Annotated in this window: 28 protein-coding genes; 12 read left to right on the top strand and 16 right to left on the bottom strand. The window is 63.6% G+C overall.

Features of this window, described 5'->3' with window-relative positions; all coding sequences use genetic code 11:
* Positions 1-30: 30 nt before the first annotated feature.
* The 5 genes from LIW51_RS04445 to LIW51_RS04425 all read left to right on the top strand — a co-directional run bounded on the left by LIW51_RS04445 (position 31) and on the right by LIW51_RS04425 (position 3800).
* On the top strand, positions 31-894 hold the full coding sequence (locus tag LIW51_RS04445; protein WP_227376016.1) for a cytochrome c oxidase subunit 3: 864 nt from the start codon (positions 31-33) through the stop codon (positions 892-894).
* Positions 895-1084: 190 nt separating this feature from the next.
* The gene (locus LIW51_RS04440) at positions 1085-1369 is read left to right on the top strand and encodes a DNA-directed RNA polymerase subunit L (protein ID WP_227376015.1); all 285 of its coding nucleotides are present in this window, start codon (positions 1085-1087) and stop codon (positions 1367-1369) included.
* A 124-nt stretch (positions 1370-1493) separates the two neighbouring features.
* Positions 1494-2489 carry a lysylphosphatidylglycerol synthase transmembrane domain-containing protein gene (locus LIW51_RS04435; RefSeq protein ID WP_227376014.1) on the top strand — a complete coding sequence of 332 codons (996 nt, stop codon included), beginning with the start codon at positions 1494-1496 and terminating at the stop codon, positions 2487-2489.
* A 78-nt stretch (positions 2490-2567) separates the two neighbouring features.
* Positions 2568-2966 (top strand): DUF7344 domain-containing protein, encoded by a 399-nt coding sequence (locus LIW51_RS04430; protein WP_227376013.1) that lies wholly within the window; start codon positions 2568-2570, stop codon positions 2964-2966.
* Positions 2967-3011: 45 nt separating this feature from the next.
* On the top strand, positions 3012-3800 hold the full coding sequence (locus LIW51_RS04425; protein ID WP_227376012.1) for a TrmB family transcriptional regulator: 789 nt from the start codon (positions 3012-3014) through the stop codon (positions 3798-3800).
* 43 nt (positions 3801-3843) lie between these two features.
* Here the strand turns inward: LIW51_RS04425 and hisF are convergent, their stop codons facing one another.
* Positions 3844-4659: an imidazole glycerol phosphate synthase subunit HisF gene (gene hisF / locus LIW51_RS04420; RefSeq protein WP_227376011.1), complete on the bottom strand. Its 816-nt coding sequence runs from the start codon at positions 4657-4659 to the stop codon at positions 3844-3846.
* 112 nt (positions 4660-4771) lie between these two features.
* On the opposite strand from hisF, the gene LIW51_RS04415 reads away from it, so the two are divergent.
* Positions 4772-5005: a hypothetical protein gene (locus tag LIW51_RS04415; RefSeq protein ID WP_227376010.1), complete on the top strand. Its 234-nt coding sequence runs from the start codon at positions 4772-4774 to the stop codon at positions 5003-5005.
* Between the two features lie 357 nt (positions 5006-5362).
* A complete protein-coding gene (locus tag LIW51_RS04410) occupies positions 5363-5506 on the top strand; it encodes a DUF7550 family protein (protein ID WP_227376009.1) in 144 nt (47 codons plus the stop codon).
* 294 nt (positions 5507-5800) lie between these two features.
* Here the strand turns inward: LIW51_RS04410 and purL are convergent, their stop codons facing one another.
* The 5 genes from purL to LIW51_RS04385 form a co-directional block, all read right to left on the bottom strand.
* Positions 5801-7921 (bottom strand): phosphoribosylformylglycinamidine synthase subunit PurL, encoded by a 2121-nt coding sequence (gene purL, locus LIW51_RS04405; protein ID WP_227376008.1) that lies wholly within the window; start codon positions 7919-7921, stop codon positions 5801-5803.
* Positions 7922-7975: 54 nt separating this feature from the next.
* Complete coding sequence (locus LIW51_RS04400; protein WP_227376007.1) at positions 7976-8119, bottom strand: hypothetical protein; 144 nt, start codon at positions 8117-8119, stop codon at positions 7976-7978.
* Positions 8120-8401: 282 nt separating this feature from the next.
* A complete protein-coding gene (locus tag LIW51_RS04395) occupies positions 8402-8668 on the bottom strand; it encodes a hypothetical protein (RefSeq protein ID WP_227376006.1) in 267 nt (88 codons plus the stop codon).
* A 483-nt stretch (positions 8669-9151) separates the two neighbouring features.
* Positions 9152-9313: a hypothetical protein gene (locus LIW51_RS04390; RefSeq protein WP_227376005.1), complete on the bottom strand. Its 162-nt coding sequence runs from the start codon at positions 9311-9313 to the stop codon at positions 9152-9154.
* A 210-nt stretch (positions 9314-9523) separates the two neighbouring features.
* On the bottom strand, positions 9524-9694 hold the full coding sequence (locus LIW51_RS04385) for a hypothetical protein (RefSeq protein WP_227376004.1): 171 nt from the start codon (positions 9692-9694) through the stop codon (positions 9524-9526).
* A 125-nt stretch (positions 9695-9819) separates the two neighbouring features.
* Here LIW51_RS04385 and LIW51_RS04380 point away from each other — a divergent pair, with 125 nt between their 5' ends.
* Together LIW51_RS04380 and LIW51_RS04375 are read left to right on the top strand one after the other, a co-directional pair.
* Complete coding sequence (locus LIW51_RS04380) at positions 9820-10503, top strand: PHP domain-containing protein (protein ID WP_227376003.1); 684 nt, start codon at positions 9820-9822, stop codon at positions 10501-10503.
* The gene (locus LIW51_RS04375; protein ID WP_227376002.1) at positions 10503-11573 is read left to right on the top strand and encodes an asparagine synthase C-terminal domain-containing protein; all 1071 of its coding nucleotides are present in this window, start codon (positions 10503-10505) and stop codon (positions 11571-11573) included. Before LIW51_RS04380 ends, LIW51_RS04375 begins: the two co-directional genes overlap by 1 nt.
* 21 nt (positions 11574-11594) lie before the next feature.
* On the opposite strand, the gene LIW51_RS04370 is transcribed toward LIW51_RS04375, so the two are convergent.
* From LIW51_RS04370 to LIW51_RS04345, 6 genes are all read right to left on the bottom strand, one after another.
* Positions 11595-11807 (bottom strand): hypothetical protein, encoded by a 213-nt coding sequence (locus LIW51_RS04370; protein WP_227376001.1) that lies wholly within the window; start codon positions 11805-11807, stop codon positions 11595-11597.
* A gap of 127 nt (positions 11808-11934) precedes the next feature.
* Positions 11935-12093, bottom strand: coding sequence for an SIR2 family protein (locus LIW51_RS04365; RefSeq protein WP_227376000.1), 159 nt, complete (start codon positions 12091-12093; stop codon positions 11935-11937).
* Positions 12094-12133: 40 nt separating this feature from the next.
* Positions 12134-12616, bottom strand: coding sequence for an NUDIX hydrolase (locus tag LIW51_RS04360; protein WP_227375999.1), 483 nt, complete (start codon positions 12614-12616; stop codon positions 12134-12136).
* A gap of 58 nt (positions 12617-12674) precedes the next feature.
* Positions 12675-13346 carry an ABC transporter permease gene (locus LIW51_RS04355; protein WP_227375998.1) on the bottom strand — a complete coding sequence of 224 codons (672 nt, stop codon included), beginning with the start codon at positions 13344-13346 and terminating at the stop codon, positions 12675-12677.
* Positions 13343-13492, bottom strand: a complete 150-nt coding sequence (locus LIW51_RS04350; protein WP_227375997.1) for a hypothetical protein — start codon at positions 13490-13492, stop codon at positions 13343-13345. The genes LIW51_RS04355 and LIW51_RS04350 overlap by 4 nt, the downstream gene beginning before the upstream one ends.
* Positions 13470-14132 (bottom strand): ATP-binding cassette domain-containing protein, encoded by a 663-nt coding sequence (locus LIW51_RS04345; protein ID WP_227375996.1) that lies wholly within the window; start codon positions 14130-14132, stop codon positions 13470-13472. Before LIW51_RS04345 ends, LIW51_RS04350 begins: the two co-directional genes overlap by 23 nt.
* An 85-nt stretch (positions 14133-14217) precedes the next feature.
* On the opposite strand from LIW51_RS04345, the gene LIW51_RS39855 reads away from it, so the two are divergent.
* Positions 14218-14904 (top strand): hypothetical protein, encoded by a 687-nt coding sequence (locus LIW51_RS39855; protein WP_255767136.1) that lies wholly within the window; start codon positions 14218-14220, stop codon positions 14902-14904.
* 93 nt (positions 14905-14997) lie between these two features.
* Here LIW51_RS39855 and LIW51_RS04335 read toward each other — a convergent pair whose 3' ends face one another.
* Positions 14998-15972 carry a transcription initiation factor IIB gene (locus LIW51_RS04335; protein ID WP_227375994.1) on the bottom strand — a complete coding sequence of 325 codons (975 nt, stop codon included), beginning with the start codon at positions 15970-15972 and terminating at the stop codon, positions 14998-15000.
* A gap of 319 nt (positions 15973-16291) precedes the next feature.
* Between LIW51_RS04335 and gatC the strand changes: the two genes are divergently transcribed.
* Positions 16292-16570: an Asp-tRNA(Asn)/Glu-tRNA(Gln) amidotransferase subunit GatC gene (gatC, locus tag LIW51_RS04330; protein ID WP_227375993.1), complete on the top strand. Its 279-nt coding sequence runs from the start codon at positions 16292-16294 to the stop codon at positions 16568-16570.
* The gene (gene gatA, locus LIW51_RS04325) at positions 16567-17835 is read left to right on the top strand and encodes an Asp-tRNA(Asn)/Glu-tRNA(Gln) amidotransferase subunit GatA (protein ID WP_227375992.1); all 1269 of its coding nucleotides are present in this window, start codon (positions 16567-16569) and stop codon (positions 17833-17835) included. Before gatC ends, gatA begins: the two co-directional genes overlap by 4 nt.
* 8 nt (positions 17836-17843) lie before the next feature.
* On the opposite strand, the gene LIW51_RS04320 is transcribed toward gatA, so the two are convergent.
* Genes LIW51_RS04320 through LIW51_RS04310 form a run of 3 tightly spaced genes read right to left on the bottom strand, consistent with a single transcriptional unit; the run spans position 17844 to position 19798 of the window.
* Positions 17844-18311, bottom strand: a complete 468-nt coding sequence (locus LIW51_RS04320) for a hypothetical protein (RefSeq protein ID WP_227375991.1) — start codon at positions 18309-18311, stop codon at positions 17844-17846.
* 35 nt (positions 18312-18346) lie between these two features.
* Entirely contained in the window at positions 18347-19138 is a 792-nt protein-coding gene (locus LIW51_RS04315) for a 5'-nucleotidase C-terminal domain-containing protein (RefSeq protein WP_227375990.1), read from the bottom strand.
* A 12-nt stretch (positions 19139-19150) separates the two neighbouring features.
* Positions 19151-19798, bottom strand: a complete 648-nt coding sequence (locus LIW51_RS04310; protein ID WP_227375989.1) for a metallophosphatase — start codon at positions 19796-19798, stop codon at positions 19151-19153.
* Between the last annotated feature and the right edge of the window lie 139 nt (positions 19799-19937).

Below are 19937 nucleotides of genomic sequence, written 5' to 3'. Positions count from 1 at the left end.
TTTTAGTGGTCGGACGGTAACCGTCTCAGTATGACGGTAACGGACGATTCGACAGAGGAGCACGGCCACCACCTCCCGGCCGTCGAGGACTGGCCGAAGGGCTTCGGCGAGGCGTCGTGGTGGCCCTTCGTCACCGCTATCGGCGGCGCCGGATTCTACGTCGGTGCCGCGCTGTTCATCCTCGGACACGGAGGAAACAATCTCGTCGGCCCGACGATTGGCCCGGCGGTGTTCATCGCCAGCACCGTCGTCTTCCTCGCAGGCCTGTACGGCTGGGTGTATCACGCCTTCGTCAAGCACTTCTGGAGCAGAGATGCGCACGAATCCGGCGCGAACGCGCTCCGCTGGGGCATGATCGCGTTCCTCGGGTCGGAAGTGGCCACGTTCGGCGCGGGGTTCGTCTACTACTTCTTCATCCGCACGGGAGCGTGGCCTCCGGCGGGTGATTCGCTTCCTGAACTGACGACCTCGCTCGTGCTCATCAACACCGCGCTGCTGATAGCGAGCAGTATCACGCTCCACTGGGCTGAAGTCGAACTCCGAAAGAACAATCGGAGTCGGTTCCTCGCCGGAATGGGCGCGACGCTCCTGTTGGGTATCGTGTTCATCGGCGGCCAGGTTCTGGAGTACTACGAGTTCATCCACGGACACCACTTCACGTTCACGGGCGGCGTGTTCAACAGCGCGTTCTTTGGCCTGACGGGACTGCACGGCCTGCACGTCTCCATGGGCGCGGTGCTCATCGGCATCGTCTTCGTGCGCGCGCTCTACGGACAGTACTCCGCCGACCGACACCTCTCGGTCACGACGGTTTCAATGTACTGGCACTTCGTGGACGCGGTCTGGATCTTCCTCGTCGTCGTGCTGTACTTCGGCGCGGAGATGAACATCTGAACCGGCCGATTTACTTTTCGTTCGCGCGACCGGCGCTCACCGTCCGCATGCGCGAAGTCCCAGCAATTGCCGTCGCAGCGGAGCCTTCGGCGCTGACGAGCGACGGTACTACGGCGACATCCCGGATCACGAAACCGCCCGAAACGCACGCTTCGCAAGATTGAAACGCGACAACGCAGAATTCGTGAGTATGGAACTGCGGGTTATCGAGAAGAGCGACACCGAACTCCAGATAGAAATCGGGGGCGAGAACCACACGTTCATGAACGTGCTCAAGGGTGCGCTCCTCGAAACCGAGGGCGTCTCGGCGGCCACCTACGACGTGAACCCCGAACAGTCCGGCGGTCAGACCGACCCGATTCTCAGTCTCAAAACCGAAATCGGCATAGACCCCCTCGACGCGCTGGAAGCCGGCGCGCAGAACATCAAAGATAAGGCGAGCGCCTTCCGCGAGGCGTTCGAGACCGCGGCCTGATTCTTCGGACGCGTTTCCGACGCCAACAGACACAACCGTCGGTCCCGACTAGGATTCCCGTGAGAACTAGCAGTGCCGTAGGGTGAACCGAAAACAGGGATTCATGTCAGGAACTAAAACTGCGGTGGGAAGTCGTACGGTGGCGAAGGTGCTCGTCGGCTTCGCGGTCGCTGGGTTACTTCTGTATCTATTCGGTCGGGTCGTCGGGTGGGGAGCGATACAGCAGGCGTTCGCGGAGGCCGACTGGAGGTGGATCGTCGTCGGGTGCGCGTCGAGCGTCGTCAGCCTCGTCATCTGGTCGAAGGCGTGGCACATCGTTCTCTCGGCCGTCGGCGTTCGAATTCCGTTTCGGTCGCTCGTCGTCACCTACTTCGCGGCGACGTTCGCCGACTACGCGACCCCGTTCGGTAAGGCCGGCGGGGGTCCGTTCATCGCCCTCGTCCTCTCGTCGGACGAGCGCGCCAACTTCCAGGAGAGTTTCGCGGGCGTCGTCGCCGCCGACCTCCTGAATCTCTTTCCGTTCTTCACCTTCGCTACCGTGGGGGGAGTCGCGCTAGCGTTCCGAACCGACATCACCGGGCGGACGAACCTCCTCGTCGCCGGACTGGCCGGACTGGCGGTCGTCGTCCCGGCGGTCGCGTACGCGGGCTGGCGAAAGCGGGGACTCGTCGAGCGATTCGTCGCCCGCCTCCTCGAACCGCTCGCCGCTCGCACCTCGCGCGTCGAGATGGAGTCGGTTCGTGAACGGATTCGGGAGTTCTTCCTCGGAATCGACGAGATTCGAACCCATCCGACCGCCGTCAAACGGACGCTCCCGTACGCCTACGTGGGGTGGCTGTTCTTCGCGCTACCGCTCTATCTGGCAGGATTGACGTTCGGCGTTCGCCTCGACCCCATTGTCGTCCTGTTCGTCGTCCCGGCGAGCACCGTCGCCGGAATCGTCCCCACCCCCGGCGGTCTCGGCGGCGTCGAGGTCGCCATCGTGGCGCTCCTCGTCGCCCTCGCGTCGGTGTCGGCCGACACCGCGGCCGCTATCGCGCTCGTCTACCGGGTGGCGAGTTACTGGTTCGTCCTTGCTTTCGGGGGGGTGGCCGCGCTCTACGAGACGTACACCGTCTGAGCGCCGGACTCACGGCGCATCTTCCGCGGTTCTCGGCGTTGTTATCTCCGTAGTAAACGGCGCGTTGCACCGCCAATGATGACAGTTTACTTAAATATCGTCGTCTGCTACGACGCGATGATGGATACCGAACGCGACGTTCGTACGATCGGAGAAACCCTTCCCCTCGACGAGCAGTTCGACATCGTCGCACATCGACGCCGTCGTTGCATCCTTCGATGCATCGAAACGCACGGGTCGCCTATCGCGTTGGCCGACTTGGCGGACGAGGTCGCGGTGCGGGAATACGAGTCGCGGCTATCGGACGTTCCGGTCGAGGAGGTAAAGCGAATCTATCTATCGCTCTATCACAAACATGTCCCGAAACTTGCGGACGCGAGCGTCGTGGAGTACGATCAAAAGCGACACACAGTTTCGCTTGCGGAGCGCGTCGGACGAGTTCGAGTGCTCCTCCGACTGGTCGAGCAGCGACGGTAGCCTCGCCGCCAACGCGGGTTTATCCGTCGCTCCGTTACTCGTCCCATGACTGGCGAACGCGAGGCGGTCAGCGCGTTGGAGAATTTGGGGTTGACCGAGTACGAGGCGAAGTGTTTCGTCGCGCTCACTCGCGTTCCCAAGACCACCGCGAAGGATATCAGCCAACTCTCCGAGGTTCCTCGGTCGCGTGTCTACGACACGGTCGAACGTCTCCACAAGCGTGGATTGGCGGACATCCAAGAGTCCGACCCGCGGGAGTACAGGGCGGTTCCCAAGGACGAGGCGTTCGACGTGGGCCGACGGAACTATCACGCCAACATCGAGGCGGCGAACGCTGCGCTCGAAGAAGTAGAGTCGACGGAGACGGGGGAGGACAAAGGGGTGTGGGCGGTCGGGGACGCGGAACACGTGAGCAACAGGCTGGTGGCGCTGCTCGACGACGCGGAAGACAGCGTCGCGTTCATCGTCGCCGAAAAGACGGTGCTCAGAGATCGGGTGCTCGACCGACTGGCGGCCGCCACCGACCGCGGCGTCGCCGTCACGGTGGAGGCACCGTCGGAGTCGGTAGGGGAACGCATCGGGCAGGCTGTCCCGAACGCACACATTACGGTCACGGAAAAACTGGAGCAGACGGATAAAGTCGAGAAGAAGTGGCCGGGACAGTTGGCGCTGGTCGACCATCGCGCGATTCTCGCCAGCGGCGTCGAGGAGAGCGACCTTCCAGAGGTGACGGAGGAGACGGCGGTGTGGACTCACGGCCACGACCACGGATTCGCCACTTGGATACGCGAGTTGCTCGCGGAGCGGGGTGGCGGCACTGGAACGACCGAATGAACACCGGACCGCGAAGCGGTCGCGTCGGTCGACCGAGCGGAGACTACAGCCGAACCGGTACGTCGCGCTCCGCGAGGTACTCCTTGACCTCCCGAATCGAGAATTCGCCGTAGTGGAAGATGGAAGCCGCGAGCGCCGCGTCCGCGTTCGCCTCGGTGAACACCTCGTAGGCGTCCTCCGGACCGCCGCAACCCGAAGAGGCGATGACCGGCGTGGAGACGGCGTCGCAGACCGCTCTCGTCAGTGGTACGTCGTAGCCATCTTTCGTCCCGTCGGCGTCGATGGAGTTGACGAACAGTTCGCCAGCGCCGCGCGATTCGGCTTCCGTCGCCCACTCGACCACGTCCACGCCGGTTCCTTCACGGCCGCCCTTGACGGTGCACTCGAACCAGCAGGATTCGCCGTCGACCTGCGCGTAGTGTTCGCCCTCCTCGTCGAATCGCCTGCGGGCGTCCACGCTGATGACAATGCATTGGTTGCCGAACGCCTCCGCGCCCTCGGTGACGAGTTCCGGGCGTTCCAGCGCGGCGGTGTTGATGGAGACCTTGTCCGCGCCGGCGCGGAGCGTCTCTTTGATGTCTTCGCGCGTGCGGATGCCGCCCCCGACGGTGAGGGGGATGAACACCTCGTCGGCCACCGCGGAGACCACGCCGAGCATCGTCTCGCGCCCCTCCGTGCTGGCCGTGATGTCGAGGAAGACGAACTCGTCCGCGCCCGCCTCGTTGTACCGCCGGGCCATCTCCACCGGGTCGCCGGTGTACCGGAGGTCTTCGAAGTTGACGCCGGTGTAGACCGCCGGGTTCCCGTCCTCGTCCACGTCCACGTCGATGCACGGAACAATTCGCTTGGTGAGGGTCATCGATTGGAAGACGGTAGGGAGTCGGTCGTCAAAAGGGATCGGTTTGAGGTAGCGTTGGCGACCGACCGTTCAGTTGCTGATCCGGTGGCCCAATGGGTCACCCGGTGTAGAAGTGGCCACCGTAGCCGTAGAGCGTCGATTTCTCCGCCCGGCGCGTGCGCCGGCGGGCCCGAGGACGGCGGTCGTCCGAGAGGCTGTCTGGCCGTCACGCGAGGGACGAGCGACCGTAGGGAGCGAGGAGGTTGGGGAGGACGAGGTGCGGTGGCTGTGGCGGTCGGGGGGACTGAAAGGGCCGGGCAGTCGGCGAAGCACGATGACGCTCTCGCGAGTGAACGAATGTGAGTGAGGGGGAGGCAGCGAGAGCTTCGCTCTCGCCAGCTAAGTACCGCACGGTGAGGGAGCAACGCGACTGAACCGAGGAGCGCAGCGAGACGTGCGAGTCACGCGAACGCAGTGAGGGTGATCACGGAAGTCGCACGCCCGCGCAGCGAACGACGTGAGCGAGCAGGAACGGCTTCCGGTAGTCGAGCGTGCGGGGGCTTTCCGGGACGACTTCACTCCAAGAACTTCACTGCGATAACTCGCTCATCACGACGAAAGCGCCCGCAACGACCGACGAGTTACCACCCCAATTCGAATACCTCCCTCGTAACGCGATACTAACACCGATACATCGAAGTACCGGGCACCCACAACTCCGGGTATGAGTGGTCACGAGTACGACGCCGAAGAGAGAGACCGAGTGACGGCACCGCAGCAGGACTTTACGATGAGCCAGGTGACGACCGGACTGCTCGTCCTCGTCGTCGGACTGGTCGTCACGTTCGGCGTCCCGCTGTTGCTCTGAGCACCGACCTCTTCTCGACGTTCTCCGAACTGTCCGCCGCGTTCGAGACTGAACGCCGGAAATTAGGCTTCCGTTTCGAACCCGGTCGTCGCTTCGATTTTTCGGCCCGTTAGACCGACCGAATAGCCGACGACGGCGATCAACTCCGAAGCGACCAGCCGACGAACGAGAACGCAGCACCGTCGAGGGGCCGCACGACGCGAACGAGGGACCGTATCCGCAACGAATAGCGGTGGGTTGTATATTTTATGTGACAATTTCGAGGCCTACTGCGGTTCCGGAATCGAAACCGCACTACTCTAGGTCTCGGGCGAGCACGTCTCGAAGTCCGGCAATCTCACTGGCCGAACGGCGAAGCTCCTCGTCGCCGACCTCGATCTTGAGCATGCCGGAGTCGTTCGCCGCGCCGATTTCGGCGACCGGTGCGACGCCGTCGAACGCGCGGAATACGTCCTCGGGGGCGGTCGTCTCGACCACGACTCGTCCGGGGAGTTCGTTGAACAGCAGTTCCGCGGCGGTCGCATCGCCCGAAAGCGACACCGACGCGCCCGCGTCATCGGAGATTATCTCGGCTAGCGTCACCGCGAGACCGCCGTCGCTCACGTCGTGCATCGCGAGCGTTCCTTCCTGCGTAGCGACTTCGCGCAGGCGAGCGACGAGTTCGCGGGCGTTCTCGGGGAGTTCGGGGAAACGGTCGCTCCCGCCGACCTGCGCGAGGTACTCCGACCCGCCGAGTGCGCCGGAGGGTTCGCCGACGAGGAGCAGGGTACCGTCTCCCGAAAGTTTGGCCGGCGGAGCGTCGTAGTCGGCGGTCGTGCCAGCCATCGCCAGCGTCGGCGTCGGCGGAATCGGGCCGCTCGGTGAGTCGTTGTAGAGCGAGACGTTCCCGCCGACGATGGGAACCGCGAGGGCGCTGCACATGTCCGCGAGACCGTCAACGATTCCCTTGAACCCACCGTACACGTCCGGCTTTTCGGGGTTGCCGCCGTTCAGGCAGTCCACCGCCGCGAGAGGGTGTGCGCCCTTCGCCGCGAGGTTCGTCGCGTTTTCGAGCGCGACGGCGCGAGCACCGTCGTAGGGCGCGGCGGTCGTCCAGTGCGGGTTCGCGCCCGCGGAGAAGGCGAGGGCGAGGTTCGCGTCCCTGATGGCGAGCACCGCCGCGTCGTCGCCCGGCGCGATCGCGGTGCGGGTCTGCACTTCGTGGTCGTACTGCCGGTAGACCCACCGTTTGCTCGCGCAGTTGGGTGAGCCGACGACCGCGTCGAACGCCTCGTGAAGATCTGCGTCGGGCAAGTCGCGTTCGCGTCGTGTCGGTTCCGTTGCGGGCAGGTCGTTCATCGGCGCGCCGTCGCCGATGAACTCGGCGGGCACGTCCACGACCGCCTCGCCCTCGAACGAGCAGACGTAGTTCCCCTCGGTCACGTCGCCGATGACCGAACAGCCGAGGTCGTACTTCTCGGCGATGGCGGCCACCGCGTCGACGTTTTCGGGGCGAACCTCGTAGCACATTCGTTCTTGGGACTCCGCGAGTAGGATTTCGAGCGCGTTCATGTTCGGTTCGCGCTGGTGGACGCGGTCGAGTTCGATGTCGGCTCCGAGACCGCCCTTCGCAACCAACTCGCTGGACGCGCCGCCGAGGCCCGCCGCGCCGAGGTCGCGGGCCGATTCCACGAGCCCACCGTTGACGAGTTCCTCGTTCGCTTCGATGAGCAGTTTCTCAGTGTACGGGTCGCCGACCTGCACCGCGGGACGGTCTTCGGTTTCGGCGTCCTCCGAGAGGTCTTCGCTAGCGAAGCTCGCGCCGCCGAGTCCGTCCCGACCGGTCGCGTTGCCGACGAGGACGAGCTTATTGCCCGCCGTCTGCGCGTTCGCCGTAACGAGGCGGTCGGCCGGGAGCAGTCCGATGCAGGCCACGTTGACGAGGGGGTTTCCCTCGTAGTCGGGGTGGAACTGCGTGCTCCCCGTCACCGTCGGAACCCCGATGGAGTTCCCATAGTCGGCGATACCTTCGACCACCCCTTCCAGCAGGTAGCGGGAGTGTTCGCGGTCGAATCCGCCGAAGTAGAGGCTGTCCGCGAGCGCAATGGGGTAGGCACCCATCGAGAGCGTGTCGCGGACGATGCCGCCGACGCCTGTCGCCGCGCCGTCGTAGGGGTCGACGTAGGAGGGGTGGTTGTGGCTCTCGATACCCATCGTGATGTAGGTCTCGTTATCGAGCGCGACGACCGCGGCGTCGTCGCCGGGGCCGACGACCACGTCATCGCTCTCCGACTCGAACGCCGACAGTAGGGGACGCGACGAACGATACGCACAGTGTTCGCTCCAGAGGTTCTCGAACAGCGCTTCCTCGGCCGGAGTCGGGTCGCGGCCGAGTTCGGCGACGACCAACTCTCGGTCGGACTCGGACAGGCTCATTCACTGTCCTGTACAGACAGGGCGGATTAATGCCTTTCTATGTGCACGAACGTGCTACTCCTTGAACACCGATGCTTCGAGGTACCGCGACACGAAGAAAACGGTGACTCGAACGAACAGCGGCCGGGTTCGACACCCGGAGGTCGTCCGAAGGGTGAGCGTCTGTCCGACGGTGCGAAATTGGCCGACGGCTCTCACTACATTCACCACCGGAAAATCAAAACGAAGGGAGGTGAAGCCCATTCTTTCCTTGTCCGTCTGCCACGGTCACTGGCTATCGTTTTTTGCCCTTTAGAGGGGCAGTTCAGTGTCCCTCCCGATCGGTCATAAACTTAACTAACAGAATTAGAAAATAACACGCGGTAATCAATAGTTGTAGTACGGTCCGACTGTGGATAGATTCCGTCTGTACGGGGTAAAATAGGCGTGAACCGCACGACGAAGTCGAACCAGCGCGCTTCCGCGGCGGCTACGAAAATACTACCCGAACTCCTCTCTCAATTTCTCGAGACGGGTAATCGAGCTTTCCACGTCGTTTCCGAACCCGAACTCGACTTCGTGATACGCCTCAGAAGCGCGGAGTAATTTTCGGATGGTTTGCCGCGAGAGGCGCGTCCGTTGGCACACTTCGAAGAGCGTCCTTGCCTCGCTAGCAATCTCGACGATTTCCTCGACTGAAAACTCGGTCGTTGGTGGGAGATACGTTTCCGGTGGCTTGGTGACGCTAGTTCCAGACCTCCGTTTCATAGTGTTCCGCTCTCACTTGAGCAAGTTAGTAATTTTGATTATCTATGTTGTTACTCAAGATAGGAAAGTACATTAAACCTGGTGGTTCACGCAAACAAAAGCGCGTACACCCCACCGCGGCGGACGAAGACTCCGCCGCCTGTCCGATATGCGGCCATCGTACGAAGTACGGGGGATCACAGAATCGGTTTCGAAAGTGTTTGCGGTGTTCGGTCTAACTCGCGTCAGGCCCGTCAGGTGCCATTCTCGTGCCATAGAAGAGTAACCGTTCTTCGTATCGAGGTCTTTCTCGTCAATTATACCGTCACATTCCGAACCCACGGTAGTAGCGACTCTCGCTGTAAGGCTCGCCACGACGAGCCGAACGAAAATCCGTGCCGTTCGAGTTACGGACGCTCACCTCGTCTCGAGGGGAAAACGGTGTTACAATCGAAACGATCCCTCTAACCGTGTGTTTCGATCGGTTCCATCGAGGTCTATCTCTTAAAGCGGATCTCTCCAATCGCCGAAGACCCACGATACCGACTCGGTGAATCGTCCTTCGAAGATGAGGGCCATCGCCACGATGAGAATTGCGACGGGGGTCAACGCGAATGTGACTGATTTTACGGCGATTCGCTCGGGGAATGTGTGGAGGGCGTTCATTTTGTGGTCACGGACGGTTTACCGTCCGGTTAAGATGACGGAGGTCGCCTCCTGATAAATACTTTCTGCTCCGCTATCAGCTCCTTTTCGCGGCTGCGTTCCGAACGTCATCACGTAGCGGCCGCGTAGTTCTGATGTTCCAAATAGGAGGGAGAGAATAAGCGAGGGAACGCTACCACGACGACCTACCATGACTCTGTGATTGCTGGTCTACGCCCCGCTATCCGTATCTTCGACGGCGATGCACCGTGCCGTCGCCGTTTTTCGTGCAACACTTGCCTTTCGAGTCGTTTCGTGAGTGATGTCGCCGCTTTCGATGTCCGTACTCGACGCCCAGAATCGATCGTAGTAACTTCCGAGGACGGGTTCGAGATTCCTCACCTACTATCGAATTCGAGCGGGAGGACTCGCTACTCCGGACACAGAAGGGTCGACGCCGTTTCACGAAAACGCGTCCTTCGTCGCAGACCGAGGCGTTTTTCCCCCCACTCGCCCAACGGTCGGTCGTGCTTTCGGTCGAGTTGCACTGTCACTCCGCGCTCTCGCACGACGGCCGCGACCCGGTTGGCCTCATCTTGGAACAGGCGAAAGCGGTCGGTCTCGACGCCATCGCCGTCACCGACCACGACCAGATCGAGGCGAGCCTCGAAGTCGCGGAACGCGCACCCGACTACGGACTGGTCGGCATTCCGAGCATGGAGATCACGACGCGCGCCGGACACGTCCTCGGAATCGGCGTCCGAGAGCGCGTTCCGCCGGGGTTGTCGTTCGGCGAGACGCTCGACCGAATCAGGGAACAGGGCGGCGTCGCCGTCGTTCCACACCCTTTCCAAAAGTCCCGAAGCGGCGTCGTCGCAAACATCGACCGCGCAGAACTCATCAAGGCGGACGCCATCGAAGTGTACAACTCGCGCCTGCTGACCGGACGGGGTAATCGCCGGGCGAAGGCGTTCGCCCGCAGACATAGGATTCCGATGACGGCGGGAAGCGACGCCCACATCAGCGAGATGGTCGGACAGGCCGTGACGAGAATCGACGCCGCACCCGACGTGCAGGCCATCCTCGACGCCATCGCGGAGGGGCGAACCGAAGTGCAGGGGAAACGAACGCCGTGGCGCATCAGCTTCCGCCAAGCCGCGGGCGGCGCGAAACGCAGAGTTGTCAGCCGCGTCGCGCAGTTCTTCGGCTGATGCGGGGCGCAGACCCGAACCTCGTTCGCCGAGCTATCGATGGGGGTAACCCGCTTCCGGGCACGCGAGGGTTCGCCGGCGAACTTGACGGCCGACTCGTTCGGGACGTGCTCGGACGCTACCCGCTCTTCTCCGAATCGACCGACCCGACGGCGTGGAGTTTCGACCCGACCGACTTGGACGGCCCCGACCCGGTTCCGGCGGGCCACGCCCGGACGCGAGACGGGGATGAACGACTCTGGCGGCTTCCCGGCCCGTCCGTCTTCGCGGACGAGGCGGAAGCGGTATCGGCGGTCGGCGACGCCATCGACGCGAGTCTGAAAGACGTCTCCGACGCCGACCTCGCGGTGGCGTTCTCGGGGGGCGTCGATTCGGCGGTCGTCGCCAGCGCCTTCGACTGCCCGCTGTACGTCGCGGGATTTCCCGATAGCCACGACGTGGAGGCCGCCCGAACCGCGGTGGAACGAATGAGCCGCGAGGTTCGGGTGGTCGAACTCGCCCACGACGATATCGAACGCGCCGTCCCCGAGGTGGCCCGCGCCATCGGACGCACGAACGCGATGGACGTGCAGATCGCGCTCCCGCTGTACCTGACCGCCGAGCGAGCGCAGGCGGACGGGTACGACCGGCTCGCGGTCGGACAGGGCGCGGACGAACTGTTCGGCGGCTACGAGAAGGTCGCCCGCGCGGATCATCGCGTCGAGGCCGAGACGGTGCGAGGCGCGGTCCGCGAGACGATTCGAACCCTCCCCGAGCAGTTGCCCCGGGACGTGCTCGCACTTCGGGCCGCGGGCGTCGACCCCGTCGCGCCACTGCTGGACGACCGAGTAGTTGTGACCGCGCTTCGACTGTCCGGACGCATGCTCGTCTCCGACAAAGGGGTACGAAAGTGGGCGCTCAGGGAGGTGGCCCGGCGGTTCGTCCCCGACGATGTGGCGACGCGGCGGAAGAAAGCGGTTCAGTACGGGAGTCTCGTAGCACGAGAACTCGACCGTCTCGCACGGCAGGCCGGGTACAAGCGCCGGATGGACGACCACGTGACGAAGTACGTTCGCTCGCGGTTGGAGTGACTCGCCCCGCGGGAGAGTGACTCAGTACGTTCGTGGCCGCGACGCCCGCTCTCCTAGTTCTCGTTCGAGCCACGAATCGCGGTAACCGATACAACAGCCGCCACACTCCGTACACACCTGTCGGTCGAGTTCGTACGGCGTCCCACAGCCCTTACACTCGAATCGTGCCGGGCCCGGGCTCCCAAAGTCCAGACCCATCCTCCTGACAAATCTCATCTCTGAATCGTTCGACACGGAGAATCCCCATTATTATACACCTGGTAAACCCCCGTAGAACGCTATTTCAGGCGCAAATTCGGATTTTGCCGAAATACCATCGAGGTAATAATCAAATATCATATATCGACAGGTATGAATTCTGTCAGTGTCGCGGCGTTATGACGTTCTCGCCCCCGCAGTCGGGACAGAGTTCGCGCTCCGCGTCGAACGCCTTCCCGCAACCAGTGCAGACGTAGGTCGGTCGCGGTTCGTCGTCGTTGTCGCCGCCGAGCCGCTGTTGTAGCCGGTCGATGATGCTCATGGAGTCGGCCATCCACCGAATCGACCTTATTATACACCGCTTAATCACCGGGTCGAGCGGATTCGACGCGCTCGATGGCCTCGATTCCGAGCGTCGTGACCTCCTCGGTCAGCCCGCCCCGGTCGCGCAGTTCGTCGGGGGAGAACCACCGCCACTCGCCGGCCTTCGCCTCGCCGTCGTCAGGCGAGAGAGTTCGGTTCGACGCTTCGGCGTAGTAGACGAAGTCGACGTGCTGGTGGGCTACCTCACCGTCCGCGGTATCGATGTCGTAGAGCATGGTGCGCTCGGCGGGCGAGAGTTCCCGCCCGAATTTGGCGGACACGTCCGTCTCCGGTTCGAGGAGGGTCGCGTCCAACCCCGTCTCCTCGCGGAGTTCCCGCAGGGCGGCCTCGCGGGGAAGTTCGTCGCGGTCGAGGTGACCGCCCGGAGGGAGCCACATGCCGAGTCGGTCGTGTTGGTGGAGCAGACAGTCGCCGTCGTGGACGACGTACGTCGTCGCCGTGAAGTGTCGCGTCGTCTCCATGGTGGAACGGCGGGAAGGCGGTACTTGCTGCTTACGGTCTAGCGGGTGAACCGCGGGTTCAATCCGCTCGTCGAACTGCCACGGCCGCGGTCGCTATCGAAAGGGTCGTCAGGACGGCGAGGACGCCCATCGCCAGCCACGCATCTTCGACGCTTCCGCGGTCGATGACGACGTACTCCATTTCGTCGACAAGGTAGGTGATGGGCATCGCTCGCGCGGGAAGTTCGAGAAATATCGGGAGTTCCTCGACCGGTCTGAACGTCCCGCCGAGGATGACCTGCGGCGCGATGACCACCGGGATGAACTGGAGGGCTTGAAACTCGTTCTCGGCGAACAGGGAGAGGAGGAAAAAGAGACCGACGCCGTGGGCGAACTCCACGTCGAGGAAGTAGACGCTGGCACCCAGCAGTACGACCGACTGGACGGCGGCGAGGAGACCGAATCCGACGACGTACCCGAGGACGAGTTCACCCCTCGAAATCGGCGAGACGAGGATGCATTCCAAGGTTCCGGCGGTCTGTTCGCGGAGAAAGCCGACGGCGGTGAGGAGGTACGTGAGGAAGAAGACGAAGACGGCGAGCAGTATCGGCGCGACGGGTTCCGGACGAGGGAAGGCTTCGCTGAGCAGGTAGATGATGAACGCGGGCACGACGAGCACGAGACCGAAGGTTCGTCGGTCGCTCCTGAGCGCCAGCAGAAGGCGGCGCGAAACCGTGACCGCGCCGTTCACGACGCCACCTCCTCGCCCGCGGACTCTTGGTCTTCGCCGACGGATTCGTTCGCGGCGTTGCGGTCGAGAAGCGCGAGAAACGCGTCGTCCAGCGTTTTGGTTCCGGTCGCTTCGAGAAACGATTCAGGTGCGTCGAACGCGAGCACCCGACCGTCGCGCAGGAAGAGGACGCGGTCGCAGTGCCGCGCTTCGCCGAGGTAGTGAGTCGAGACGACGATGAGGGTACCGCGGTCGCGCCGTTCCCGAAATCCCTCCCACATGGACGCCCGGAGTTGCGGGTCGAGACCGACCGTCAGTTCGTCCAGAAACAGCAGGTTCGGTCGATGGACGACCGCGCAGGCGAGATTCGTCCGTCGAACCCATCCCGCCCGAGAGGTCGCCGACGAGCGAGTTTCGGCGACCGGAGAGGTCGACGAATCCGAGCACTCGGTCGACCGCGTCCGCCACGTTCTCGACGCCGTAGAGTCGGGCGAAGAAGGTGACGTTCTCTCGAACCATGAGATCCGGATACACCGTCTCGTTCTGGGGCATGTAGCCGAGTCGCGCGCGATCAGTCCCTGTGAACGACAGCGGGTCGATGCCGTTGACCTCGACCGACCCGGAAGTGGGTAGGAGGGTTCCGAGCAAGGTGCGAATGAGCGTCGTCTTTCCCGACCCGTTCGGACCGGCGACGCCGACTATCTGTGGCTCCTCGATGTCGAGGGTCACCCCGTCGAGCGCGGTGATGGCCCCGAATTCGCGCCTGAGGCCGTCGATGCGTATCGAACGCGCTTCGTCTGCTTCCATACGAAAACAAAAGAGCGAATCTCCGATACTCCTTCTGACGGGTATAGCCGGGGGGTTTATACCGACGCCTCGACACCCTCACCGTATGAAATATCTCCGGCTGACGGGGACGCCGGAACCGGAACGAGTACCCCGCGTCTTTTCGTTGTGGGCCGGGGGCTCGCACGTGACCGAGACGCGCCTGTGTGACTGGAATCTGGCCGACAGCGACTCCGCGACCATCCTGTTCGAGATCGACGGCGACGTCGAACGGATTCGGGGCGGCCTGGCCGACGTTTCGGGCGTCATCGACGCCGTCATCAGTCGGATTACGGACGACCGCTTCTACTTGCTCGTTCGATTTCGAGTCTCGGAGATACCGCTGATGCGAGCCGTTTTTCCGGTGTTGACCAGGCTGGATCTCGTCGTCGTCAAGCCCATCGTCTACCGGGACGGCCATCGTCTACCGGGACGGACGAGTACACGCGTGCATCGTCGGAACCGCATCCGTCCTCCAGTCCGTGGTCGCCGACCTCCCGCCGAGCGTCGACGTCGATATCCACGCCGTCGGCGAGTCCGACGTCGGTCGGGAGTCGCCCGTTTCGACGCTCAGCGAACGCCAGCGCGAGGCCGTACTGGCCGCTCTCGAACTCGGGTACTACGACCACCCGCGGAGAGCCACGCACGAGGACGTGGCCGAACGACTGGGCAGCGCTCCGAACACCTCCAAAAAGGCGAGGCGAAGCTTCTAGAAACGGTGTTACGAGCGGAGTCGGACGCGGTGTCGGAATAAGGGGTTTGGAGTCGGTGCGCGGTATCGGATTTACGCCGCGTCGAGGTCGCGTCGAAGTGGTCTTCTCGCGACGTGGAAAAAGCGGGACGGTCGCTACGGCGCGACGGTTCCCTCTTCGGCGTCGAGCAGTTCGTGGTAGCGGTTGCGGATGGTGACCTCGCTGATGCTCGCCACCTCGCTCACCTCGCTCTGGGTCACCTTCTCGTTCGTGAGGAGGGCGGCGGCGTAGACCGCGGCGGCGGCCAGACCGACCGGCGATTTGCCGCTGTGGAGCCCCTGTTTGATCGCCGAATCGAGCAACGACCGGGCGCGGCGCTCGGTCTCGTCCGAGAGGTCGAGTTCCGAGGCGAACCGCGGGACGTAGCTCTTCGGGTCGGCCGGTTCGATTTCGAGGCCGAGTTCGCGGGCGACGTATCGGTAAGTGCGGGCTATCTCGTCCTTCTCGACGCGCGAGACGGCGGTGAGTTCGTCCAGACTGCGCGGCGTTCGCGCCTGTCGGGCGGCGGCGTAGAGCGCCCCGGTCGCAACGCCCTCGATGGAGCGTCCTGGGAGGAGGTTCTCGTCGAGCGCCCGGCGGTAGATGACGCTGGCCATCTCGCGGACGTTGTCCGGCAGGCCGAGCGCGCTCGCCATCCGGTCGATCTCGCCCAGCGCCTGTTTCAAGTTGCGCTCTTTCGAGTCGCGCGTGCGGAACCGCTCATTCCACTTCCGCAGGCGCTGCATCTTCTCGCGCTGGCGCGACCCCAGCGAGTTCCCGTAGGCGTCCTTGTCGCGCCAGTCGATGTTGGTCGACAGTCCCTTGTCGTGCATCATCGTCGTCGTCGGCGCACCGACGCGGGACTTCTGTTCGCGTTCGGCCGCGTCGAAGGCGCGCCACTCCGGACCGCGGTCGACGGCGTCCTCTTCGACGACCAGTCCGCAGTCGGCGCACACTCGCTCCCCTCGCTCCTCATCGGTCACGAGCGGGCCACCGCATTCAGGGCAACGCTGTCGCTCGTCGGCTCGCTCTTCCGTTCGCTCGTCGCTGGTCTCAGTTTCGTCGTTCGTTCGGGTGCGTGTATCAGTCATGGGCGCGTGCTGTGTTCGGTTTTTGCGTCCGGTCGGGTACGTGTGTTAGTCGCGTATATGGCACTCAGAAGTTGGTCGATAGACCGAGATTCGAAGTAATCGATAGACATATCATGTAGCACTTCCATCTACTTAAGTCCAGTGGATGATTGGCCGATTTTCTCAGTCGCTAAAATACGGATTCATCCGACCCTTCTCGGGAAGAATGCAGTATTCGAAACGTGTGCACGACTCAGGTGCTAGCCCACTTTATAAAGATCGGCGACCGGTGAGGTAGCGTATCGAAACCCTTACCGCTCGTCCGCGGGTTCGTCAACACATGAGCGATACGCCTCCCGGCCCCGACGAAGTTCGGTACATCGCACGGTTGGCCCGCGTCGGCATCGCCGACGCGGAAGCCAAGCGATTCGCCGAGCAGTTCGCGGACATCCTCGGCTATTTCGAGACGCTGGACGAGGTGCCCGAAATCGAACGCGAATCCGACCTCGTGAACGTCATGCGCGAGGACGAAGTGCGCGACGGTCTCGAACAGGAAGAAGCGCTGAAGAACGCCCCGGAGTCCGAAGAAGGCTACTTCAAGGGGCCGAACGTCTCATGAACCACAACGCGTTCATCACCGAGGAGACCATCGACGGCGAGGGAGACGGCCCACTCGCCGGGAAGACGGTCGCCGTCAAGGACAACATCAGTACCGAGGGTGTTCGAACGACCTGCGGCTCCTCGATGCTCGACGACTACGTTCCGCCATACGACGCCACCGTCGTCACGAAGCTGAAAGATGCGGGCGCGACCATCGTCGGCAAGGCGAACATGGACGAGTTCGGCATGGGCACGACCACCGAAACGTCTGCCTTCGGCCCGACCGAAAATCCCGTCGCCGAGGGGCGCGTTCCGGGCGGTTCTTCGGGCGGCAGCGCCGCGGCGGTCGCGGCGGACGAAGCGAACCTCGCGCTCGGCACCGACACGGGCGGCTCGATTCGCTGTCCCGCCGCCTTCTGCGGCGTCGTCGGCATCAAGCCAACCTACGGTCTCGTCTCGCGGTACGGACTGGTCGCGTACGCAAACAGCCTCGAACAGGTCGGCCCGATTGCCCCGACGGTCGAGGAGACCGCCGAACTACTCGACGTTATCGCCGGGCCGGACGAGCACGACTCCACGACCAGGGACGAGGGTGCGGGCGCTGACTACGCAGGCGCGGCGAACGGCGACGTGGCCGAACTCGACGTGGGCATCCCCACCGAACTGGTGGAGGGTGCCGACGAGGGCGTCGTCGAACGGTTCCGGGCCGCGATGGACGCCCTCGAATCAGAGGGTGCGACGGTACATGAGGTCTCGCTCCCCTCGGTCGAGCACGCGGTCGAAGCCTACTACGTCATCGCCATGTCCGAGGCGTCCTCGAACCTCGCGCGCTACGACGGCGTGCGCTACGGCCACTCCGGCGGGTTCGACGGCAACTGGAACGAAGTATTCTCGGAAGCCCGCGAGGAGGCCTTCGGCGACGAGGTAAAACGACGAATCTTACTCGGAACCTACGCGCTCTCGGCGGGTTACCACGACAAGTATTATAAGAAAGCACAGGACGCTCGGGCGTGGGTCAAGCAGGACTTCGACGCCGCCTTCGAGGACGTGGACGTGCTCGCCAGCCCGACCATGCCAACGCCGCCGTTCGAACTCGGCGAGAGTCTGGACGACCCGCTCCAGATGTACCTCGCGGACGCCAACACCGTCCCAGTGAACCTCGCCGACCTCCCCGCCATCTCGGTTCCGGCGGGCGACACCGACGGCCTCCCGGTCGGCGTGCAGTTCATCGGGCCGAAGTTCAGCGAGGAGCGCGTGATTCGGGCCGGAAGCGCGCTGGAGTAGTCGAACGGTCAAACGGTTCTTTCAGCCTTCCGAACTATTAGGAGCGAACGGCGAGTACGACCGGTATGAACCGTCGCGCGTTCGTCGCCGGTCTCCCCTCCGTTTTCGCGGTTGGCGGTTGTCTCGGCCGGTCGACTCCGGGTAGCACGTCCGAAAAGACGAAACGCGAGCGACCCGGAGAGAGCGAGAAGACCGGCGATAACGACTCGTCGTTGACCGACTGGGAGCGCTCGATCGACTGCGGGGAGACGCACGACGGGATGCACGACAGCGTCGTTAGAGTCGAGCGAGTTCGTTCCGAACTCGGCGGCGAGTACGCACCCATCCCGCTTTCGACGCTCTCGTCCGCCGAGAAATCGATCCTCCGAACCGTCGTCGAAGAAGGCGGATACGGGACGTGCGACCCCTCCGACGTGTTCCACCGGTTCGTCGACCGCGTCGCCGAACGCGCGGAACGACAGGCCGAGGATAGGCACGCGTATCTCGAACGGGACGGAACCTACTACGGTCTCTACGTCGAACTGTCGGTCAGGTCTTCGTGTGCTGACCGGGGCACGCCGGAACGCCGCCGAATTCTCCGACGAGTATCGATATCAGCGAACCGTCGGCGGGTCAAAGTGCGGTCGTCGGATGCGGCCGTCGACGGTCGGGGTGAGTCCGCGCTCGCGGGCGTACTCGACCAGCGCGTCGGGACGGTTCCGCAGGTTCGAATCGCGGCGTCGCGGTCGAACGCCGTGAAAAGGTTGTCCGCTTCCACGAAGTACTCCGAGACGGCGACTTCGTACCGCCTCTCGCAGTCGAGTGGTCGATCGTCGACGGTCGCCTCCGATAACGTATCGTGGCGGTCGTCCCACGTCACGGTCGCGCCCGAGACGTGACCGAACATGTACCGCGGCGAGTCGGGAAACTGGTACGACAGCGAAAGTTTCCTGAACGCTTCAGCGAGACGCTCGCCCGGGAGTTCGACCACGAGGAGGTCGTTGCCGTAGGGCATCACCCCGACGAGGTGGGCGGCCGTGACGGCACCTTCTAATGGGTCGCCCGGACGGATTCCTCCGAGCGAGAGGGCGACGTCGGCGTCGGCGCGCCAGCGGTGAGCGTCGACGACGAGATTACCGAGGCGACTCTCGCCGGCTTTCCGGGTGCGGTCGTGTCGAAGTATCGGTTCGTCGAGTGACCCGACCACCTCGGTCAGGCCGGTTTCGTCCATCAGGTCTCGGAGGGCGGCGACCACGTCCGTGTCGGGCGTCGCATCTCCGGTGTCGTGGTGCGTCGGGGTCGGGCGTCCTTCGCCGAGTTCCACTTCGAGCAGGGTTCATCCGAGGTCGCCCGGTCGAGTGAGAAGCGTTCCGTCTACGTGCTCGATTCGCTCCTCGTGCTCGTGACCGCCGAGAACCACGTCGACGTCGAGTTCCGCGAGTTCGGTGTCGTCGCCGCAGTGCGAGACGACGACGACGTAGTCGGCACCCCAGTCGCGGAGGCTCGCCGTCGCCTCGCGGACGACCGGCTTCGGGTCGAGAACCGTCATTTCCTCCGCGGCGGGATTGATATCCGGCGTTTCGGGAGCGGTCACGCCGACGAATCCAACTCGGTGGCCGCCGCGTTCGACCAGCGCGGTCGGGGCGGTGTCATCCGCGGCGAACTGCGCTCCGTTTCGTTCGACGTTCGCGGCGATCCATCGTTGCGGCGATCTCCGAACTATCTCGCGGATCGCGTCGAACCCGTGGTCGAAGTCGTGGTTGCCGAACGTCTCGAAGGTGGGCGAGACGGTGTCGAAGAACGGGAGCGACTGTCTCCCCTCGGTGACGAGCGAGAGGACGCCGGGGCCGGTGTCGTCGCCGGCCCCACAGACGAGCGTTCGCTCGTCGCGCAACTCTTTGATACAGCCGGCGAGTCGACCAATTCGCTGGGGAGAATCGTACGTGTTCTCCACGTCGGCGTACTGTAGGAGTCGGACGACCATCTAATGACAATTCCTAGATATTACGAAGTAAATCTTCGGGAACGGAGCCGACCCGTCCGGTTCGTCGGTGGGCCGATATCGCGACGAATCGCTCCGCGGAACTTCCCTTGCGAACTCGAATCGATACCGATGGATTAGC

Source organism: Haladaptatus halobius, from assembly GCF_020618475.1.
Taxonomy (GTDB): Archaea; Halobacteriota; Halobacteria; order Halobacteriales; family Haladaptataceae; genus Haladaptatus; species Haladaptatus halobius.
The sequence above is the reverse complement of the archived record's forward strand: the minus strand, read 5'-3'. Positions and strand labels throughout refer to the sequence as shown.

Bases quoted from the DNA above. Each gene is read 5' to 3' on its own strand.
- LIW51_RS39855 (WP_255767136.1), top strand. From the start codon at position 14,218: ATGAAATATCTCCGGCTGACGGGGACGCCGGAACCGGAACGAGTACCC.
- LIW51_RS04440 (WP_227376015.1), top strand. From the start codon at position 1,085: ATGGAACTGCGGGTTATCGAGAAGAGCGACACCGAACTCCAGATAGAA.
- gatC (WP_227375993.1), top strand. From the start codon at position 16,292: ATGAGCGATACGCCTCCCGGCCCCGACGAAGTTCGGTACATCGCACGG.
- LIW51_RS04345 (WP_227375996.1), bottom strand. From the start codon at position 14,132: ATGGAAGCAGACGAAGCGCGTTCGATACGCATCGACGGCCTCAGGCGC.
- LIW51_RS04430 (WP_227376013.1), top strand. From the start codon at position 2,568: ATGACAGTTTACTTAAATATCGTCGTCTGCTACGACGCGATGATGGAT.
- LIW51_RS04445 (WP_227376016.1), top strand. From the start codon at position 31: ATGACGGTAACGGACGATTCGACAGAGGAGCACGGCCACCACCTCCCG.
- LIW51_RS04390 (WP_227376005.1), bottom strand. From the start codon at position 9,313: ATGAACGCCCTCCACACATTCCCCGAGCGAATCGCCGTAAAATCAGTC.
- LIW51_RS04335 (WP_227375994.1), bottom strand. From the start codon at position 15,972: ATGACTGATACACGCACCCGAACGAACGACGAAACTGAGACCAGCGAC.
- LIW51_RS04375 (WP_227376002.1), top strand. From the start codon at position 10,503: ATGCGGGGCGCAGACCCGAACCTCGTTCGCCGAGCTATCGATGGGGGT.
- LIW51_RS04395 (WP_227376006.1), bottom strand. From the start codon at position 8,668: ATGAAACGGAGGTCTGGAACTAGCGTCACCAAGCCACCGGAAACGTAT.
- hisF (WP_227376011.1), bottom strand. From the start codon at position 4,659: ATGACCCTCACCAAGCGAATTGTTCCGTGCATCGACGTGGACGTGGAC.
- LIW51_RS04310 (WP_227375989.1), bottom strand. From the start codon at position 19,798: ATGGTCGTCCGACTCCTACAGTACGCCGACGTGGAGAACACGTACGAT.
- purL (WP_227376008.1), bottom strand. From the start codon at position 7,921: ATGAGCCTGTCCGAGTCCGACCGAGAGTTGGTCGTCGCCGAACTCGGC.
- LIW51_RS04365 (WP_227376000.1), bottom strand. From the start codon at position 12,093: ATGAGCATCATCGACCGGCTACAACAGCGGCTCGGCGGCGACAACGAC.
- LIW51_RS04425 (WP_227376012.1), top strand. From the start codon at position 3,012: ATGACTGGCGAACGCGAGGCGGTCAGCGCGTTGGAGAATTTGGGGTTG.
- gatA (WP_227375992.1), top strand. From the start codon at position 16,567: ATGAACCACAACGCGTTCATCACCGAGGAGACCATCGACGGCGAGGGA.
- LIW51_RS04410 (WP_227376009.1), top strand. From the start codon at position 5,363: ATGAGTGGTCACGAGTACGACGCCGAAGAGAGAGACCGAGTGACGGCA.
- LIW51_RS04360 (WP_227375999.1), bottom strand. From the start codon at position 12,616: ATGGAGACGACGCGACACTTCACGGCGACGACGTACGTCGTCCACGAC.